We start from the raw sequence: 19,555 nt of genomic DNA, 5'->3' as shown, positions 1-19,555 counted from the left end.
CGGCGTGGACAGCCCGCACGGCGCGGCCGTCAAGGCCGAGGACTTCGGACTCAAGGGCCCGCGCGGCTGGGCCTTCCGGGGCGTGGGGATCGACGCGGCGCCCGGCTCGCTCATCGCACTCGAAGGACCCTCCGGCAGCGGCCGGACCTGCCTGCTCCTCGCCCTCACCGGACGGATGAAGGCCACCGAGGGGCACGCCGAGATCGGCCGCCACCGGCTGCCGAAGAAGATGGCCGCGGTCCGCCGGATCTGCGCCCTCGGCCCGGTTCCCGGGGTCAACGACCTCGACCAGGCGCTCACCGTCGCCGAGCAGCTGCGCGAGGGCGCCCTCCTCCAGCGGCACTACACCGGTCCCGTGCGCGCCCTGCTGCGCCCGCGCGGCGAGCGCCGGGCCGGGACCGGGGCCAGGATCGAGGAGGCCCTGACCGCCGTCGGGCTGGACCTGGACACCCTGCCCAAGGGACCCCGCACCTCGGTGCGCGACCTGGAGCGGCTGGAGGCCGTACGGCTGTCCGTGGCCATCGCCCTGCTCGGCAGCCCGCGCCTGCTGGCCCTCGACGACCTGGACCTCAAGCTCTCGGACGCCGAGCGCGTCGAGGTATGGGCCCTGCTGCGGTCCATCGCCGCCCGCGGGACCACCGTCCTCGCGGTGTGCAGCGAGGCCCCCGAGGACGTCACGGTGCTGCGCACGGTCCCGGCCGCGCCGGAGCCCGCGAAGCCCTCCGGCTCCGCCGGGCCCTCCGGTTCCACGAAGCCCGCGGCGCCCGCGAAGCCGGCCGGGAGCGGGACCGCGAACCCCGCTCCCGCCACCGCCCGGGGCGCCGGTCCGAAGATCACCTGGGGCCTCACCGACGGAGCCGCGTCCGCACCGGACGCGGCCGCCGCCGGGACGACGTCCCCGGGCAACGACACGGACGACGCCCCGGCGGGCACCCGGAGCGACGACGGGGCCCAGACCCCGACCCCGACCGCCGCCGGGGTGACCAAGGGCGGGGCGACCAAGGGCAGGGCGTCGAAGAAGGCCCGGCCCCAGGACGCACCGCCGGCCGAGCCGTCCGGCACCCGGGCCGAGCCCTCCGGCACCCGGGCCGAGGCAGAACCGGACGCGCCCGCGGGCACCGCCGCGGGGACGGCGACCGCCACCACCGCCACCGATGCCGACACCACCACCCACCACGACCCGAAGGGAGCGGCGGACGATGCGATCGCCGAAGCTGGCCGCGCTTGAGCTGAAGCGGTTCGGGCGGGGGAAGCTGCCCCGCGCCGCGCTCGTCGCGCTGCTCCTGCTGCCGCTGCTGTACGGAGCCCTGTACCTCTGGTCCTTCTGGGACCCGTACAGCCGTCTCGACAAGGTTCCCGTCGCCCTCGTCAACGTCGACAAGGGCGCCACCGTGGACGGCAAGCGGATCGAGGCCGGTGACGAGATCACCAAGAAGCTGCACGACAGCAAGACCTTCGACTGGCGCGAGGTCGGCCCCGCCGAGGCGGCGAAGGGGCTGGAGAACGGGAAGTACTACCTGTCCCTGACGATGCCCGCCGACTTCAGCGCGAAGATCGCCTCCAGCTCGGGTGACGACCCGGCCACCGGCGCCCTCCAGGTCCGCACGAACGACGCGAACAACTACATCGTCGGCTCGATCTCCAAGACCGTCTTCTCCGAGGTCCGCTCCGCGGCGTCCACCAACGCCTCCCGCGGCTTCCTCGACAAGATCTTCGTCAACTTCTCCGACCTGCACGACAAGACGGCCGAGGCCGCCGACGGCGCGGACAAGCTGAAGGACGGCGCGGGCAAGGCCCAGAAGGGCGCCAAGGACCTCGCCGACGGCCTCGACACGGCCAAGGAGAAGACCGGCGAGCTCAACGGCGGGCTGAAGAAGCTCAACACGTCCGCCGGCCAACTGGAGACCGGAGCGAAGGACCTCGCCGCCGGCACCCAGATCCTCGCCGACAAGGTCAACGGCGCGGCCGCCAAGGCCAAGCCCTTCGTCAGCGACCCGAAGTCCCTGGCGGCCAACGCGGCGCTCGTCGCCGACTCCGCCAAGGTGGTCCGGGAGCACCTCGACACCTACATGAAGGCCGCCCCCGTCGTGGCCACCGTCACCAAGCGGGCCCAGACCGGCGCCGACAAGTACTACACCGACCACTGCGTCACGCCCGGCGCCGAACCGCACCTGGCCTCCTGCCCCGACCTGAAGAAGGTCAAGGACGACGTCTCCGAGGGCGCGGCGGCCGCCGCCGACGCCAACAAGGTCGCCCAGGCCGCCGGCACCGACCTCGGCAAGCTCCGCGGTCAGCTCGCCGACCTGGAGAACAAGGCCCGCGAGCTCGTCGACAAGGCGCCCTCCCTCGCCTCCGACCTCGACCAGGCCGTCACCAAGGTCAACGCCCTCAACAGCGGCGCCCAGAAGGTCTCCTCGGGCATGGGCCAACTGCACACCGGCATCGGCAGTGCGGCGAAGGGCTCCGGCGCCATCAACGACGGCGTCGGCAAGCTCGGCGACGGCGCCCGCACCCTCGACGGCGGCATGTACAAGCTGGTCGACGGCTCCGGCGAGCTCGCCGGCGGCCTGCACGACGGCGCGGGCAGGATCCCGGACTACGACCAGCAGGCGCGCGACGCCCGGACCCAGGTCATGGCCGACCCCGTCCGGCTCGCCAACCAGTCCCTCCACAAGGCACCCAACTACGGCACCGGCTTCGCCCCGTACTTCATCCCGCTGTCCCTCTGGGTCGGCGCGATGGTCGCCTACATGCTCATCGCCCCGATGAACAAGCGGGCCCTGTCCACCGGCGCCTCGCCCTGGCGGATCGCCCTCGCGGGCTGGCTGCCCGTGGTGGGGATCGGCGCCGCCCAGGTGGGCCTGCTGATGTCCGTGCTCCACTGGGCCCCGGGCCTCGGCCTGGAGATGGCCCGCCCGGCCCTGACCATCGCCTTCCTGCTGCTGGTCACCGGCTGCTTCGCGGCGATCGTCCAGTGGCTGAACGCCAAGTTCGGCGCCGCCGGACGCATCCTGGTGCTGGCCGTCCTGATGCTCCAGCTGACCTCGGCGGGCGGTACGTACCCCGTTCAGACCAGTCCGGGCTTCTTCAACGCCATCCACCCGTACCTGCCGATGTCGTACGTCGTCGAGAGCCTGCGCCGCCTGATCACCGGCGGCGACCTCACCCCGGTGTGGCAGGGCGGCGCGGTCCTGGTGGCCTTCACGGTCGGGGCCCTGGCCCTCACCGCGCTCGCCGCCCGCGGCAAGCAGGTGTGGACGATGGACCGGCTGCACCCGGAACTGAGCCTGTAAGGGGCTGTTGACCTGTGAGAATCAGCGCCATGGAAAGCAGCAGCACCGGTACGGGCACGGGCGGCGCCCGCCGCCGGGCCACCCGGCAGAAGCTCTACGAAGCCGCCGTCACCCTCATCGCCGAACAGGGGTTCTCCGCGACCACGGTCGACGAGATCGCGGAACGGGCGGGCGTGGCCAAGGGCACCGTCTACTACAACTTCGCGAGCAAGACCGACCTGTTCGAGGAGCTCCTGCGGCACGGGGTGGGGCTGCTCACGGCCTCGCTGCGGGCCGCGGCCGAGGAGACCGAGGCGCGCGGCGGCAGTCGCGTCGAGGCGCTGGACGGGATGATCCGCGCCGGCCTGGTCTTCATCGACCGCTACCCCGCCTTCACCCAGCTCTACGTCGCCGAACTGTGGCGCACCAACCGGGCCTGGCAGTCCACCCTGATGGTGGTCCGCCAGGAAGCCGTCGCGGTCGTCGAGACGGTGCTGCGCGAGGGCGTCGAACGGGGCGAACTCAGCTCCGAGATCGACGTCCCGCTGACGGCGGCGGCGATGGTCGGAATGGTGCTGGTGGCCGCGCTGGACTGGCAGGCCTTCCAGAGCGAACGCTCGCTGGACGACGTCCACTCGGCGCTCTCGCTGCTCCTGCGGGGCCGGGTCAGCGGCAGCCGCTGACCCGCCCGGAACCCCCGGTCGGCGGTGCCCATCGGGGGCGTCCGCGACGTAGAACTGAGTATCCGTACCCAGGTGCCGAAATGAGTACCCGTACGGATGGCTCCCACCTGCGAGGACAGCAGACTGGGGTGACGGACAGGGCTTCGGCCCGCACCGCGGACACGGGGCCGCGGAGCGGGCCGGACCCCTGGCCGGACAGGGATCGGGGGACCCTGGGAAGGGAAACGCCGGTGTGTCGGGGCTCGGGGGGAACGAGCCCGGACACACCGGCGTTTTCCGTGCGCACGTACCTCCGGGCGTTGCCGGGGGGTGGTCGGCCCGCCCTCAGCCCCGGCCGCGCAGCGGGATCCGGATGCGGCCGAACACGGCCGTCACCCGCTCCGCGAGCGCGGCCCGGCGGGTCGCCACGGCCCAGGACACCCGGGCCGCCGACCGCGGCAGCAGCAGCGCCCGCAGGCGGCCGGCGCGGCCGGCGCCCGCCAGCAGGCCGGCCCGCGCCGACAGGACGTCATCGGACAGGTCGGGGTGGGACAGGTCGGCGCCGGGCGGCGCGTACAGCGCCCGTTCGACGGCGTCCGCCACCCGGTGCACGGCCGCGGCCGCCTCCGCCTCCAACTTGCCCAACGTGACGACGCGGGCGGCGGCCCGCCGCGGCGACAACGCCTCGTCCGGCGGGACGTTCACGTCCCAGGCGGCGTCACCCAGCTCGCGCCAGGCGTCCAGCACGTCCCGCGAACCCAGCCGGCGCGCCCGGACCCGGCCGCGCCACAGGAGCGGCAGCAGCGGCAGGGCCAGTACGGCCAGGGCCGCGCCCGTCCAACCGAGGACCACGCCGACCGAAGGACCACCGGAACCCGACGCGGTGTTCTGGTTCAGCGCCGGACCGCCGCACTCGCCCAGCTTCTTCAGCTCCGGCGGGCACTCGTCGGCCTTCGACGGCGCCGTCGAGGGCTGGGGGACCGCCTGCGAGGGGAGGGCGGTCGGCGCCGACGGCTGCACGGTCGGGGCGTCGGCGCGGCTGTAGTCCGGGATCGAGATGCCCGCGCGGGGGGTCGGCTCGAAGCGCGTCCAGCCGACGCCCTCGAAGTACAGCTCCGGCCAGGCGTGCGCGTCCCGCATCGACACGTTGACGCTGCCGTCGGCCTGCTTCTCGCCCGGGGTGAAGCCGACCGCGACCCGCGCGGGGATCCCCAGGCTGCGCGACATCGCGGCCATCGAGAACGCGAAGTGGACGCAGAAGCCCTCCTTGTCGTTCAGGAACCTCGCGATGGCCTGCGAGCCCGTACCCGAGGACACCTTCGTGTCGTAGCGGAAGCCGCCGTTCACCGCGAAGAAGTCCTGGAGCCTGACCGCCCGCGTGTAGTCGTCCTTCGCCCCCGCGGTGACCCGCCGGGCCGTCTCCGCCACCACCGGCGGCAGGTTGTCCGGCAGTTTGGTGTACTCCGCCTGCACGAAGGGGTTCGGGCCCGGGGCGGACTGCAACTGCGCCGCCGTGGGCCGCAGGAACAGGCTCCGTACGGTGTACTGCGCGCCCTGCACGTTCTGGAAGCGGTCCTTGCCCAACTGGTCACCGACCAGGGTCCGACCGGCCGGTTCGAAGCGCCACTTGCCGCCGATGTCCACCTGCGTCGCCGGGTAGGGCATCGGCAGGTAGCGCTGGGCGTAGGTGTCCGCCGCCGAGACGGTGGTGCGCACCTCGCTCGCGCTCTCACGGATCCGCTCGCTCAGCCCCGAGGGGGTCGGCAACCGTTCGGGGACGTCCGTCAGCGGGCGCCCGGAGGCCTCCCACTTGACCCCGTTGAACTCGTCCAGCGCCAGGATCCGCAGGTACTGCTCGCCCAGTTGGGGGCTGTCGGTGCGGTACCGCAGGACGACCCGGTTGTCCTGCGCGTTCAGGCTGCTCTGCAGCGAGACCAGCGGGTTCACCGCCGAGATCGTCCCGCCGGTCCCGCCGCCCGAGCCGTCGTCGCCGCCGGGCGGACCCAGTACCCCGCTGCCGAGCGAGGGCAGTAGGGCCGGTGCGACCAGCGCCAGTCCCAGCGCGGCCGCGCCGATGCGGCGTCCGGTGCGCACCGGGGCGACCGCCTTGGTGCTCGGCCCGCCCCCGTAGCCGGAGGCGGCCGAGACCCGCCCGCCGGGAGCCGCGCCGAAGACGCGGCCCCACTGGGCGAGGCGGTCGCGGCCCTCGGAGAGCAGCAGCATCAGGTAGCCGCCGCCGGCCAGCACGAACGCGAACCATGCGCCGCCCTGACCGGCGGACAGTCCCGCGGCCACGGAGTACAGCGCCAGCAGCGGCAGTCCGGCCGCGGCGGCGGTGCGCACGGTCACCGCGAGCACGTCGACCAGCAGGCCGATCAGCAGGACGCCGGACAGCAGCAGCAGCCGGATGCCGTCGGTCGTGGGGGCCGGGATCGCGAACTCGGCGACGTCCCGGGTGCCCTGCTGGAACAGGGCGCCGAAGTCGGTGACGAGGAAGGCCAGCGGCCCGGACCCGGTGGACTCGGCCTTCCCGGCGAAGAGGAACGCCAGCAGCAGCAGGGACACCAGCAGCTGGGCCGCCACGGTCAGCGACCGGGCCAGCGGCACCCGCCGGGCCCCGGCGCCGACGGCCGCCTGCACGCCCAGCAGCGCGGCCGCCTGGAGCAGCCACCCCGACGATTCCACCAGCGGGGCCAGTGACCAGGAGGTCAGCAGCGTCGCCAGCATTCCGAAGAGCGTCACACGCGCGCGCCCGCTCATCCCCGACCTCCGGAGGTCGCCGTGCCGAGCGGAGCGTTCCCGGCCTGCCGCCACAATTCGCCGAACGGGGCGCCGGGCGGAACGGACAGCGCCGTCCAGCCCGCGTCCCGCAGCCGCCGCAGCCGCTCCTCCACCCGCGAGGGCTCGCCCGCCCAGGTCGCGGAATCCAGTACGAACGCCACGGCGCCTCCGCTGCGTTGGCGCATCCGCGCCGCCGTTTCCGCCTGTGCCTCGTCCAGGTCGCCGAAGAACGCGATGAGCAGGCCGTCGCCGCCCGCGGCGCCCTGCGCCGCGAAGCCCGCGCCGCCGCGCAGCGCGTCGTGGGCGGCGGACAGCCCGGACCCGTCGGAGTGCCCGACCACCGCGAGGGTGTCCATCATCAGTCCGGCCGCCTCGGCGGACTCCTGCCCGCCCGAGGAGAAGCCGCCGCCCTCGCCGCCCGCGGAATCGCCGGTGTCGGTCAGCAGACGTACCGAGAAGCCCTGTTCGAGCACGTGCAGCAGGGTGGAGGCGGCCGCGGAGACGGCCCACTCGAAGGCGGAGTCCGGGCCGGCGCCCTCGTACGCGAGGTGCCGGGTGTCCAGCAGCACGGTGGCCTTGCTGCGCTGCGGCTGTTCCTCGCGGCGCACCATCAGCTCGCCGTAGCGGGCGGTGGAGCGCCAGTGGACCCGGCGCAGGTCGTCGCCGCGCCGGTAGGTGCGCGGGATCACGTCGTCGTCCCCGGACAGGGCCAGCGAGCGGCGGGAGCCGTCGCCGTAGCCGTTCGCCTCGCCGGTCATGCGGACCGGGGGCAGGGGTTCGGTGCGGGGTATGACGGTGAGGGTGTCGTAGGCGCTGAAGGAGCGGGTCAGCTCGACCAGCCCGAAGGGGTCGGTCAGGCGCAGTTGGAGCGGGCCCAGGGGGTAGCGACCGCGCAGGTCGGAGCGGACCCGGTAGGAGACCTCGCGCCGCCCGCCCCCCTCGACCCGGTCCAGGACGAACCGGGGCCGGGGACCCAGCACGTACGGCACCCGGTCCTGGAGCATGAGCAGCCCGGTCGGGACGCGGGAGATGTTCTCCATCCGCAGCTGGACCCGGGCCTCGCCGCCGGCGGGCACCCGCGAGGGGGTCAGCCGGCGGCTGCCGGAGACCCGGTGGCGGGTGCGGTGCAGGGCGAGCACGCAGATCAGCGGCAGGACGACCAGCAGCAGCCCGACCCGCAGCAGCTGGCTCTGCCCCAGGACGTACGCACACGCGGCCGCGGCGGCCCCGGCGGCCAGGAACGACCGGCCCCGGGTGGTCAGGCCGGCCAGCGAGGCCCGCAGCCCACCCGCCTCCCGCGGCAGCCCGCCGGCGCCGCGCTGGGCACCGGCGCTCATCAGAAGCCCCGGATGCCCGCGCCGGGCGGCATCTCGCCGCGGGCGTGCGCGGCGGGGACGGGGGTGCGCTGGAGGATGTCGTGGACGACCTGCTCGGCGGTGCGCCGGTTCAGCTGGGCCTGCGCCGTGGGCAGCAGCCGGTGCGCGAGGACGGGCGCGGCCAGCGCCTGCACGTCGTCGGGCAGGACGTAGTCCCGGCCGGCCAGGGCGGCGGAGGCCTTCACGGCGCGCAGCAGGTGCAGGGTGGCGCGGGGGGACGCGCCCAGGCGCAGGTCCGGGTGGCTGCGGGTCGCGGAGACCAGGTCGACCACGTAGCGGCGGACCGGGGCGGCGACGTACACCTCGCGGACGGCCTCGATCAGCTTGACGATGTCGTGGGCGTGCGCGACGGCCGTCAGGTCGTCGAGCGGGGAGACCCCGCCGTGCACGTCGAGCATCTGGAGCTCGGCCTCGGGGCTGGGGTAGCCGACGGAGACGCGGGCCATGAAGCGGTCGCGCTGCGCCTCGGGGAGCGGGTAGGTGCCCTCCATCTCCACCGGGTTCTGCGTGGCGACCACCATGAACGGGCTGGGCAGGGCGTACGTGGTGCCGTCGATGGTGACCTGGCGTTCCTCCATCGACTCCAGCAGCGCGGACTGGGTCTTGGGGGAGGCGCGGTTGATCTCGTCACCGATGACGATCTGCGCGAAGATCGCGCCCGGCTTGAACTCGAACTCGCGGCGCTGCTGGTCGTAGATGCTGACGCCGGTGATGTCGGAGGGCAGCAGGTCCGGGGTGAACTGGATGCGCTGCACCGAACAGTCGATGGACTTGGCGAGCGTCTTGGCCAGCATGGTCTTGCCGACGCCGGGGACGTCCTCGATCAGCAGGTGTCCCTCGGCGAGCAGCACCGTCAGCGCGAGGCGCACGACCTCGGGCTTGCCCTCGATCACGCCCTCGACCGAGTCGCGGACCCGCTCTGCCGTGCTGGTCAGATCCGCGAGGCTGGCTCGGTCGTCGTACGTGGTCACCTGGTTCTCCTCGGCCCTTTTCCAGGGCCGACGCCGCTGGCGCGTGTACCGGCCCACCCCTGAACGCGGACACCGGCCCCGGAGGTCTTCCGGGGGGCGTCACACCGCATTCTTGACGCCGTTACGGCCTTGTGTCACTCAAGAGGCGGGATCGATCTCCCGGAGCAGCCCGGTGTGCACGTCGAAGACGAAGCCTCGCACATCGTCGCGGTGGAGCATGAAGGGGTTCGTGCGGACCCGCTGCATGGACTGGCGGACGTCCTGGTCGACGTCCCGGAAGGCCTCGACGGCCCAGGCGGGGCGCTGGCCGACCTCGTCCTCCAGCTCGTGCCGGAAGTCCTCGGTCAGGCTTTCGAGACCACAGCCGGTGTGGTGGATGAGTATCACCGAGCGGGTGCCCAGCGCCCGCTGGCTGATGGTGAGGGAGCGGATGGTGTCGTCGGTGACCACCCCGCCCGCGTTCCGGATGGTGTGGCAGTCACCGAGTTCCAGGCCGAGGGCGGCGTGCAGGTCGAGACGGGCGTCCATGCAGGCCACGACGGCCACCTGGAGGACGGGGCGGGCGTCCATGCCCGGATCGGTGAAGGCCGACGCGTACTTCCGGTTCGCCTCGACGAGACGATCGGTGACGGAAGCGGCCTCGGAGGCCCGGGGCGCGGAGTCGGCCGGCAGGGATGCGGAAGTCGTCATGGTTAAGACGTTAGTGGTCACAGCTCGGTGAGGCATTGAGTGAGGGTGGACAAAGAAGGTCAACGAGGCTTGTTGTGAGCTAACCCACAGGGGTGGGGCGGAGGCCGCCGTTCGGGTGATTCGCGGCTTTTGCGGATTCACCGGGAGAGGGGCGCACCGGGCGCGGGGCGGTTCGTTGACCGTGGCGACCGTTGCACTAAAGTGACGCGAACCGGCCGGAGCCCGGCCCTCACCGGCCGCCCGGCCCCCTGGTAAAACTCCGCGTGCGCGGCGCGGCGTACGCCTGCCGCGCCGTTATCTGAGAGGGCGCTTTGACTAGCGAGTCCCGACATGTCCCGGTGATGCTCCAGCGGTGCCTGGACCTGTTGGCCCCGGCGCTGGAGAGGCCGGGGGCCGTCGTCGTCGACTGCACCCTCGGCCTCGGCGGCCACAGTGAGGCCCTGCTGACCCGGTTCCCCGAGGCCCACCTGATCGGCCTCGACCGCGACAAGGAAGCCCTGCGGCTCTCCGGCGAGCGCCTCGCGCCGTTCGGCGACCGGGTCACCCTCGTCCACGCGATCTACGCGGACCTGGCCGAGGTGCTGGACGGCCTGCGTATCCCCACCGTCCAGGGCATCCTCTTCGACCTGGGCGTCTCCTCCATGCAGCTCGACGAGGCCGACCGCGGGTTCGCGTACGCGCAGGACGCCCCGCTCGACATGCGCATGGACCAGAGCACGGGCATCAGCGCCGCCGAGGTCCTGAACACCTACGCCCCGGGCGAGCTCGTGCGGATCCTGCGCCAGTACGGCGAGGAGAAGCAGGCCAAGCGGATCGTGTCGGCTGTCGTCCGCGAGCGGGACAAGGAGCCCTTCACCAACAGCGCCCGACTCGTCGAGCTGATCCGCGACTCGCTCCCGCAGGCGGCCAAGCGCACCGGCGGCAACCCCGCCAAGCGGACCTTCCAGGCCCTGCGGATCGAGGTCAACGGCGAGCTCTCCGGACTGGAGCGGGCCATCCCGGCGGCGGTGGACCGGATCGCGGTCGGCGGCCGGATCGCGGTGCTCTCGTACCACTCCCTGGAGGACCGGCTCGTCAAGCAGGTCTTCGCGGCGGGCGCGGCCTCCACCGCCCCGCCCGGGCTCCCGGTGGTGCCGGAGAAGTACCAGCCGAAGCTGAAGCTGCTGACGCGCGGCGCCGAGCTGCCGACCGAGGAGGAGATCGCCGAGAACCGGCGGGCCGCCCCGGCCCGGTGCCGCGGCGTCGAGCGCATCCGCGAGGCGCGGCTGTGACCCCGGCGGGCCGCTCCGGGGGCGGCAGGGCCGGCAAGGTGGCCACGCTGACCCGCGGGCAGGCGGCCCGCATCGGCCGGGCGCTCGGCAGCGGCCCGGCCGCGCGGCCCGGCGGCGCCGCACCGGGACAGGCCGCCCGGATGCCGTTCGTCCTGCTGGTCGTGGCCCTCCTCGGCGGCGGGCTGATCAGCCTGCTGCTGCTGAACTCCGCGCTGAACGAGGGCTCCTTCCAGCTGAGCAAGCTGAAGAAGGAGACCACCGCGCTGACCGACGAGGAACAGGCCCTCCAGCGCGACGTCGACAGCTACTCGGCCCCCGACGCCCTCCAGCGCCGGGCCCACGAACTGGGCCTGGTGCCCGGCGGCAGCCCGGTCTTCATCGGCGCCGACGGCAAGGTCGCGGGCGCCGTCTCGACGGCCGAGGCCCCGCCGCCGCCCTCCCCGCCGCCCACCGCCCAGCCCGCCCCGGGCCAGAGCGCGACCCCCTCCGCCGCGCCGTCCGCGGCGCCCGCGCCCGCGGGCCGGACCCCGGCGCCCTCCGGCGCCCCGGGCTCCCCGAACCCGGCGGCTCCCGACCCGGCCGCGCAGGACCCCGCCGCGCAGGGCCCCTCCGCCGGGCCCGGCGGCACGCCCCAGCCCCCGCAGCAGCAGCCCACCCCGAACCCAGGCAGGTGACGTCGTGACCCCGCTGACAGGCGGTTCCGCCGTACCCGGGCGCGGCCCCGCGGGGCCCCGCCCGGCCCCGCCCTTCCCCCGCGCCCAGGGTCCCGCCCGGACCCCCGGGCACGGCGGCGGCACCCGTACCGCGGAGGTGGGCGCGTGAGCCCCAAGGAGCCGCCCCGGCGGCGCGTGCCCGGCCCGGCCCGGCCGCGGCCCGGCGACCGGGCCCGCGCGAACGCCCGTCCGGCCTCGCGCCCCACCACCCGACGCCCCACGGCCGCGGCGCGCGCCCCGCACCTCATCCGGCTGGGCAGCCCCCGGCCCCGGCTGCGGCTGGTCGGCGTGGGGCTGACCCTCGTGATGCTCGCCTTCGTCGTCCGCCTCCTCCAGGTACAGGCCGTCGACGCCTCCTCGTACTCCGCGAAGGCGAGCGAGAACCGGTTCGCGAGCCACACGCTGGCCGCCGAGCGCGGGGAGATCACCGACCGCAAGGGCGTGGCCCTGGCGACGAGCGTGGACGCCTACGACATCACCGCGGACCCGAAGATGTTCACCGCGCAGGAGAGCAAGGCGCCGGACGCCCCCGAGCAGGCCGCCGCGCTCCTCGCGCCCATCCTCGGCAAGGACGCCAAGGAACTCACCGCGCGCCTGAAGACCAAGAACACCCGCTACGTCGTCCTGGCCCGTCGCCAGACCCCCCAGGTCTGGAACCAGATCAAGGACCTCAAGCGGCTCTTCGCCGACAAGGCCGCCGCGGACAAGAAGAACAACGGCCCCGGCGCCAACGTCATCGCCGGCGTGTTCAACGAGAACAGCAGCAAGCGCGTGTACCCGAACGGCGCCCTCGCCGCCGGGATACTGGGTTACGTCAACGCGGAGGGCAAGGGCGGCGGCGGACTGGAGTCCTCCCTCGACAAGAAGCTGGCCGGCAAGGACGGCGAGCTCACCTACGCCCAGTCCGGCGGCCGACGCGTCCCCACCGCCGGATCCAGCGAGAAGCCCGCCGTACCCGGCGACGACATCGAGCTGACCATCGACCGCGACATCCAGTGGGCCGCGCAGAGCGCCATCACCGAGCAGGTCGAGAAGTCCGCCGCCGACCGCGGTTACGTCATCGTCCAGGACACCCGCACCGGCGAGGTGTTGGCCATGGCCAACTCGCCCGGCTTCGACCCCAACGACCTGACCAGGGCCAGCTCCGCCGCCATGGGCAACGCCGCCCTCCAGGACGTCTACGAACCCGGCTCGACGGCCAAGGTCATGTCGATGGCGGCGGTCCTGGAGGAGAAGAAGGCCACCCCCGCGACGCACGTCGAGGTCCCCAACCGACTGCACCGCGGCGACCGCCTGTTCAAGGACGACATCGACCACCCCACCTGGTACCTGACCCTCAACGGGGTCCTCGCCAAGTCCTCGAACATCGGCACCATCCTCGCCACCGGCCAACTCGGCGCCACCCAGCCCGAGGCCAACAAGGTCCTGCACTCCTACCTGACCAAGTTCGGCATCGGAGCTCCCACCGGCCTGGGCTACCCCGGAGAATCGCGCGGCATCCTCGCCGAACCCGGAGCCTGGTCCACCTCCCAGCAGTACACGATCCCCTTCGGCCAGGGCCTGTCCGTGAACGCGATGCAGGCGGCCTCCGTCTACTCGACCATCGCCAACGACGGCGTCCGGATCACCCCGACCCTGGTCCGCGGCACCAGGGGCCCCGACGGCCGCTTCACCCCGGCCCCGGCGCCCGAACGCACCCAGGTGGTCAGCAAGGAGACCGCCAAGACCCTCTCCGAGATGCTCGAATCCGTGGTCGACGACCAGGAGGGCACCGGCACCAAGGCGCGGATCCCCGGCTACCGGGTCGGCGGCAAGACCGGCACCTCCAACCGGGTGGATCCGGCCACCGGCCGCTACAAGGGCTACACCGCCTCCTTCGCCGGGTTCGCCCCCGCCGACAACCCGCGGATCACCGTCTACTGCGCCATCCAGAACCCCACCAAGGGCAGTTACTTCGGCGGTCAGATCTGCGGCCCGATCTACAAGACGGTCATGGAGTTCGCCCTCAAGACCCTCCAGGTGGCCCCCTCCGGCACCGCCCCCGCCGGACTCCCGGTGACCTTCGAGGGAGGCCCGCCGCCCGCCGCCCCGAACACGACGCAGCCCAGCCCGCAGCCCGGACAGTGATCCGGCAGCCCAGCCAGAAATGCGTGAGGCACCATCAGTGACAACGATCACCCCGAATGCCGGGAACCAGTCGCCCGAGGACGCCCCGGCCGGGCCCTCGCTTCGCGGCCGGGCCGCAGCGCCCGGTACGCTCACCGCCGTGCCCCACGCTGATCAGCCCAGAAACGCCCAGAAAGACGCCCCGGCAGCGCCGCCGGGAGCGCCCCGGCCCGTGTCCACCAGCCCGACCCCCCTGGGCGAGCTGGCCACGCTGCTGGGACTCCCTGAGCCAGGCGCCGCTCGGATCACCGGCATCACCCACGACTCCCGTGCGGTGCGCCCCGGCGACCTGTACGCGGCCCTGGCCGGTGCCCGCCTGCACGGCGCGGACTTCGCCGCCCAGGCGGCCGCCCTCGGCGCCGCGGCCGTCCTCACCGACCCGGAGGGAGCCGAACGCGCCGCCGCGACCGGCCTGCCGGTCCTGACCGTGGAGGATCCGCGCCGTCGGATGGGCGAGCTCGCCGCCGCGATCTACGGACGCCCCGGCGAAGGCCTGCTCCAACTCGGCATCACCGGTACCTCCGGCAAGACCACCACCGCCTACCTCGTCGAAGGCGGGCTGCGCGCGGCGGGACGTACGACCGGGCTCATCGGCACCGTCGAGATGCGCGTCGGCGACGAACGCATCAAGTCCGAGCGCACCACCCCCGAGGCCACCGACCTCCAGGCCCTGTTCGCCGTCATGCGCGAACGCGGCGTCGAGGCCGTGGCAATGGAGGTGTCCAGCCACGCGCTGGTGCTCGGCCGGGTCGACGGCTGCGTCTTCGACGTCGCCGTCTTCAACAACCTGAGCCCGGAACACATGGAGTTCCACACCGACATGGAGGACTACTTCCAGGCCAAGGCCCAGCTCTTCACCGAGCGCCGGGCCCGCCTCGGGGTGGTCAACGTGGACGACGAGTACGGCCGCCGCCTCGCCAAGGAGGCGCCGATCCCGGTCGTCACCTTCTCCGCGACGGGCGACCCCGCCGCCGACTGGCGCGCCGAGGACGTGGTCAGCGGCCACATGGACTCCACCCTGACCCTGGTCGGCCCCGCCGGCCGGCGGGTACGGGCCACCGCGCCGCTGCCGGGCCCCTTCAACGTCGCCAACACCGTCGCCGCGATCGTCACCCTCGCCGCGGCCGGCCTCGACCCGCAGACCGCCGCCGACGGCGTCGCCGCGGTCCCCGGGGTCCCGGGCCGGCTGGAACGGGTCGACGCGGGACAGGAGTACCTGGCCGTCGTCGACTACGCCCACAAGACCGACGCCGTCGAGTCCGTCCTGCGGGCCCTGCGCGAGGTCACCACCGGACGGCTGCACATCGTGCTCGGCTGCGGCGGCGACCGCGACACCACCAAGCGGGCCCCCATGGGCGCCGCGGCCGCCCGGTACGCCGACGTGGCCGTCCTGACCTCCGACAACCCGCGCTCCGAGGACCCCCTCGCGATCCTCGCCGCCATGCTCGGCGGCGCGGTGTCCGTGCCGCCCGAGGAGCGGGGCACCGTCCTCGTCGACGCCGACCGGGCGGCGGCCATCGCCGCGGCCGTCGCGCGCGCCGAGCCCGGCGACACCGTCCTCGTCGCCGGCAAGGGACACGAGCAGGGCCAGGACACCGCAGGCGTCGTACGACCCTTCGACGACCGCGCCGTGCTCCGCGCGGCCATCGAGAACCAGCAGCTCAGCGTCCGACAGGCCGAGGTGGACCAGTGATCGCCCTATCCCTCGCCGAGATCGCCGACATCACCGGCGGGCGGCCCCACGACATACCGGACCCCTCGGTGCGGATCGGCGGCCCCGTCGTCATCGACTCCCGACAGGTCGAGCCCGGCAGCCTCTTCGCCGCCTTCGAGGGCGAGCAAGTCGACGGCCACGACTACGCCGAGCGCGCGGTCGCGGCCGGCGCCGCGGCCGTCCTCGCGGCCCGGCCCGTCGGTGTTCCGGCGATCGTCGTCGACGACGTGGAGAAGGCCCTCGGAGCCCTCGCCCGCGCCGTCGTCGGCCGCCTCGGCACCGACGTGGTGGCCCTGACCGGCTCCGCCGGCAAGACCTCCACCAAGGACCTCATCGCCCAGGTGCTCCAGCACCACGCGCCCACGGTGTGGACACCGGGCTCCCTCAACAACGAGATCGGCCTTCCTCTCACGGCGCTGAAGGCCACCGCGGAAACCCGCCACCTGGTCCTGGAGATGGGCGCGCGGGGCATCGGCCACATCGCGTACCTCACCGGTCTGACCCCGCCGCGCATCGGCCTCGTCCTGAACGTCGGCACCGCCCACATCGGCGAGTTCGGCGGCCGCGAGGCCATCGCCCAGGCCAAGGGGGAGCTGGTCGAGGCCCTGCCGGCCGCGCAGGACGGCGGAGTTGCCGTCCTGAACGCCGACGACCTCCTCGTCCGTGCCATGCAGAGCCGCACGAAGGCCCGTACGGTGCTCTTCGGCGAGGCCGAGGACGCCGACGTACGGGCCACCGAGGTCCGGATGACGCCGGGGGGACAGCCCTCGTTCACACTCCACACCCCGACCGGGTGCAGCGATGTGACCTTGCGGCTGTACGGTGAGCACCACGTGTCGAACGCGCTCGCCGCGGCCGCCGTCGCCCATGTACTGGGCATGTCCGTCGAGGAGATCGCCACCGCGCTCTCCGGAGCGGGCACGTTGTCCCGGTGGCGGATGGAGGTCACCGAGCGTGCGGACGGCGTGACGATCGTCAACGACGCCTACAACGCGAACCCCGAATCCATGCGGGCCGCCCTGCGCGCACTCGCCGCGATGGGCGGCGGCGCCCGGGCCAACGGGGGACGTACGTGGGCAGTGCTCGGCCCCATGGCCGAACTCGGTGACGCGGCGTTGGCCGAGCACGACGCGGTAGGACGGCTTGCCGTCCGGCTCAACGTGAGCAAGCTCGTAGCAGTCGGGGGCAGGGAAGCGTCCTGGCTGCAACTGGGCGCATATAACGAGGGTTCGTGGGGTGAGGAGTCGGTGCTCGTGTCCGACGCGCAGGCGGCGGTCGACCTGTTGCGCAGTGAATTGCGCCCGGGGGACGTCGTGCTGGTGAAGGCTTCCAGGTCGGTCGGCCTGGAGCGGGTCGCGCTGGCGTTGCTGGAGCGCGAGGGCGAGGTCGCCGGCCGATGAGGCAGATCCTTTTCGCCGGAGTCATCGGCCTTTTCCTCACCCTCGTGGGAACCCCGCTGCTGATCAAGCTGCTGGCCCGCAAGGGCTACGGCCAGTTCATCCGCGACGATGGCCCGCGCGGGCACGCCGGGAAGAAGGGCACGCCCACCATGGGCGGCATCTCCTTCATCCTGGCGACGCTCGTCGCGTACGCCCTGACCAAGGTGATCACCGGAAGCGAGCCGTCCTTCTCGGGCCTGCTCGTCCTGTTCCTGATGGCGGGAATGGGTCTGGTCGGTTACCTGGACGACTACATCAAGATCGTCAAGCGGCGCTCGCTGGGCCTCCGGGCCAAGGCGAAGATGTCCGGACAGCTGATCGTCGGCATCGCCTTCGCGGTGCTCGCGCTCCAGTTCAAGGACTCCCGCGGACTCGCCCCGGCCTCCATGAAGCTGTCGTTCGTCACGGACTTCGGCTGGTCGATCGGACCGGTGCTGTTCGTGGTCTGGGCGCTGTTCATGATCCTGGCGATGTCCAACGGCGTGAACCTCACCGACGGTCTGGACGGCCTGGCCACCGGCGCCGCGGTGATGGTCTTCGGCGCCTACACCTTCATCGGTGTCTGGCAGTTCCAGGAGTCCTGCGCCAACGCGCAGACCCTGACCAACCCGAACGCCTGTTTCGAGGTCCGTGACCCGCTCGACCTGGCCGTCGTGGCGTCCGCCCTGATGGGCGCCTGCTTCGGCTTCCTGTGGTGGAACACCTCGCCCGCCAAGATCTTCATGGGCGACACCGGTTCCCTCGCACTCGGCGGCGCGCTCGCGGGCCTCGCCATCTGCTCCCGCACCGAGTTCCTGATGGCGCTCCTCGGCGGCCTCTTCGTGCTCATCACGATGTCGGTCGTCATCCAGGTCGGCTCCTTCAAGATGACCGGCAAGCGGGTCTTCCGGATGGCGCCACTCCAGCACCACTTCGAACTCAAGGGCTGGTCCGAAGTCCTTGTCGTGGTCCGCTTCTGGATCATCCAGGGCATGTGCGTCATCGTGGGTCTCGGTCTCTTCTACGCGGGATGGGCAGCCGACAAGTGACCTCCTGGCACGGCAAGAACATCACCGTCGCCGGCCTCGGCGTGAGCGGCATCAGCGCCGCCCGCGCCCTGGCCGGCCTCGGCGCTTCGGTGACCGTCGTAGACGGCGGCGACAGCGAGGGCCACCGCGCCCGCGCGGCGGAGCTCCAGGCCGCGGGGATCTCCGTGCGCCTCGGCGACGCCGAGCAGCTGCCCGCCGGCACCGACCTCGTCGTCACCTCGCCCGGCTGGAAGCCCGACAGCCCGCTCTTCGCGGCCGCCGCCGAGGCCGGGGTCGACGTCGTCGGGGACGTGGAGATCGCCTGGCAGCTGCGCGGCGAGAACGCCGCCCCCTGGCTCGCCATCACCGGCACCAACGGCAAGACCACCACCACCCAGATGCTGGCGTCGATCCTGCGCGCCGCCGGTCTGCGGACCGCGGCCGTCGGCAACATCGGCACCCCGATCATCGACGTGGTGACCGGCGACGAGACCTACGACGTACTCGCCGTCGAGCTCTCCAGCTACCAGCTGCACTGGGCGCCCTCCGTGCGCGCCCACTCCGCGGCCGTCCTCAACCTGGCACCCGACCACCTCGACTGGCACGGCTCCATGGAGGCGTACGCCGCCGACAAGGGCCGCGTCTACGAGGGCAACACCGTCGCCTGCGTCTACAACGTCGCCGACAAGGCCACCGAGGACCTCGTCGTCGAGGCCGACGTCGAAGAGGGCTGCCGGGCCATCGGCTTCACCCTCGGCGCCCCCGGCCCCTCCATGCTCGGCGTCGTCGACGGCATCCTCGTCGACCGCGCCTTCGTCGAGAACCGGCAGAAGAACGCCCAGGAACTCGCGCAGGTCGAGGACGTCAACCCGCCCGCCCCGCACAACATCGCCAACGCGCTCGCCGCAGCGGCCCTGGCCCGCGCCTTCGGCGTCGAGCCGCGCGCGGTGCGCGACGGACTGCGCGACTTCCGCCCCGACGCCCACCGCGTCGCCCACGTCGCCGAGGTCGCCGAGGTGACGTACATCGACGACTCCAAGGCCACCAACACCCACGCGGCGGAGGCCTCCCTGGCCGCCTTCGAACCCGTCGTGTGGATCGCCGGCGGCCTCGCCAAGGGCGCCACCTTCGACGAGCTCGTCCAGAAGTCCGCGAAGCGGCTGCGCGCGGTGGTGCTGATCGGCGCCGACCGGGCGCTCATCGCCGACGCTCTGGCGCGACACGCCCCCGAGGTCCCGGTCACCGACCTCGACCGGACCGACACTGGGGCGATGCTCGCGGCGGTCAGGGAAGCCGCCCGGCTCGCCCGACCCGGCGACACGGTCCTGCTGGCGCCGGCCTGCGCCTCCATGGACATGTTCGCGAACTACAACAAGCGTGGGGACGCGTTCGCCGACGCGGTGCGCGAACTGGCCGCCGAGAGCGCCTAGGTCGATCCAGGGCAGGTTCCCTCCCCGACCCGGCTGCTCGCCTCGTACGAGTGGAGGGGAAGA

At 73.1% G+C, this 19,555-nt stretch carries 13 protein-coding genes and 1 pseudogene; 10 read left to right on the top strand and 4 right to left on the bottom strand.

Annotated elements, in window-relative coordinates; genetic code table 11:
* Positions 1-4 precede the first annotated feature (4 nt).
* From ACFVS6_RS30505 to ACFVS6_RS30495, 3 genes and pseudogenes are all read left to right on the top strand, one after another.
* Positions 5-934, top strand: a pseudogene (locus ACFVS6_RS30505) (ATP-binding cassette domain-containing protein); the annotation flags it as partial.
* Between the two features lie 265 nt (positions 935-1,199).
* Positions 1,200-3,293: a YhgE/Pip family protein gene (locus tag ACFVS6_RS30500; RefSeq protein ID WP_389708876.1), complete on the top strand. Its 2,094-nt coding sequence runs from the start codon at positions 1,200-1,202 to the stop codon at positions 3,291-3,293.
* Between the two features lie 29 nt (positions 3,294-3,322).
* Positions 3,323-3,955, top strand: a complete 633-nt coding sequence (locus ACFVS6_RS30495) for a TetR/AcrR family transcriptional regulator (RefSeq protein WP_385572080.1) — start codon at positions 3,323-3,325, stop codon at positions 3,953-3,955.
* A gap of 324 nt (positions 3,956-4,279) precedes the next feature.
* Here the strand turns inward: ACFVS6_RS30495 and ACFVS6_RS30490 are convergent, their stop codons facing one another.
* The 4 genes from ACFVS6_RS30490 to ACFVS6_RS30475 all read right to left on the bottom strand — a co-directional run bounded on the left by ACFVS6_RS30490 (position 4,280) and on the right by ACFVS6_RS30475 (position 9,752).
* The gene (locus ACFVS6_RS30490; protein WP_389708875.1) at positions 4,280-6,694 is read right to left on the bottom strand and encodes a transglutaminaseTgpA domain-containing protein; all 2,415 of its coding nucleotides are present in this window, start codon (positions 6,692-6,694) and stop codon (positions 4,280-4,282) included.
* The gene (locus ACFVS6_RS30485; protein WP_389708874.1) at positions 6,691-8,052 is read right to left on the bottom strand and encodes a DUF58 domain-containing protein; all 1,362 of its coding nucleotides are present in this window, start codon (positions 8,050-8,052) and stop codon (positions 6,691-6,693) included. The genes ACFVS6_RS30490 and ACFVS6_RS30485 overlap by 4 nt, the downstream gene beginning before the upstream one ends.
* Complete coding sequence (locus ACFVS6_RS30480; protein WP_389708873.1) at positions 8,052-9,062, bottom strand: AAA family ATPase; 1,011 nt, start codon at positions 9,060-9,062, stop codon at positions 8,052-8,054. The genes ACFVS6_RS30485 and ACFVS6_RS30480 overlap by 1 nt, the downstream gene beginning before the upstream one ends.
* 138 nt (positions 9,063-9,200) lie before the next feature.
* Positions 9,201-9,752, bottom strand: coding sequence for a beta-class carbonic anhydrase (locus ACFVS6_RS30475; protein ID WP_389708871.1), 552 nt, complete (start codon positions 9,750-9,752; stop codon positions 9,201-9,203).
* Between the two features lie 311 nt (positions 9,753-10,063).
* Here ACFVS6_RS30475 and rsmH point away from each other — a divergent pair, with 311 nt between their 5' ends.
* The 7 genes from rsmH to murD all read left to right on the top strand — a co-directional run bounded on the left by rsmH (position 10,064) and on the right by murD (position 19,492).
* Complete coding sequence (gene rsmH, locus ACFVS6_RS30470) at positions 10,064-11,023, top strand: 16S rRNA (cytosine(1402)-N(4))-methyltransferase RsmH (RefSeq protein WP_281204660.1); 960 nt, start codon at positions 10,064-10,066, stop codon at positions 11,021-11,023.
* Positions 11,020-11,697, top strand: a complete 678-nt coding sequence (locus ACFVS6_RS30465) for a septum formation initiator (RefSeq protein ID WP_389708869.1) — start codon at positions 11,020-11,022, stop codon at positions 11,695-11,697. Before rsmH ends, ACFVS6_RS30465 begins: the two co-directional genes overlap by 4 nt.
* A gap of 144 nt (positions 11,698-11,841) precedes the next feature.
* Positions 11,842-13,863, top strand: a complete 2,022-nt coding sequence (locus tag ACFVS6_RS30460; protein ID WP_389708867.1) for a peptidoglycan D,D-transpeptidase FtsI family protein — start codon at positions 11,842-11,844, stop codon at positions 13,861-13,863.
* A gap of 37 nt (positions 13,864-13,900) precedes the next feature.
* Positions 13,901-15,595: a UDP-N-acetylmuramoyl-L-alanyl-D-glutamate--2,6-diaminopimelate ligase gene (locus tag ACFVS6_RS30455; protein WP_389708866.1), complete on the top strand. Its 1,695-nt coding sequence runs from the start codon at positions 13,901-13,903 to the stop codon at positions 15,593-15,595.
* Positions 15,592-17,016, top strand: coding sequence for a UDP-N-acetylmuramoyl-tripeptide--D-alanyl-D-alanine ligase (gene murF, locus ACFVS6_RS30450; RefSeq protein WP_389708864.1), 1,425 nt, complete (start codon positions 15,592-15,594; stop codon positions 17,014-17,016). Before ACFVS6_RS30455 ends, murF begins: the two co-directional genes overlap by 4 nt.
* On the top strand, positions 17,013-18,083 hold the full coding sequence (gene mraY, locus ACFVS6_RS30445) for a phospho-N-acetylmuramoyl-pentapeptide-transferase (protein WP_389708862.1): 1,071 nt from the start codon (positions 17,013-17,015) through the stop codon (positions 18,081-18,083). The genes murF and mraY overlap by 4 nt, the downstream gene beginning before the upstream one ends.
* Complete coding sequence (murD, locus tag ACFVS6_RS30440) at positions 18,065-19,492, top strand: UDP-N-acetylmuramoyl-L-alanine--D-glutamate ligase (RefSeq protein ID WP_389708861.1); 1,428 nt, start codon at positions 18,065-18,067, stop codon at positions 19,490-19,492. The genes mraY and murD overlap by 19 nt, the downstream gene beginning before the upstream one ends.
* The last annotated feature ends 63 nt before the right edge of the window (positions 19,493-19,555 follow it).

Source organism: Streptomyces sp. NPDC057939 (genome assembly GCF_042887545.1).
Taxonomy (GTDB): Bacteria; Actinomycetota; Actinomycetes; order Streptomycetales; family Streptomycetaceae; genus Streptomyces.
Note: the sequence above shows the minus strand (reverse complement) of the source record. Positions and strands in the feature narration are given on the sequence as shown.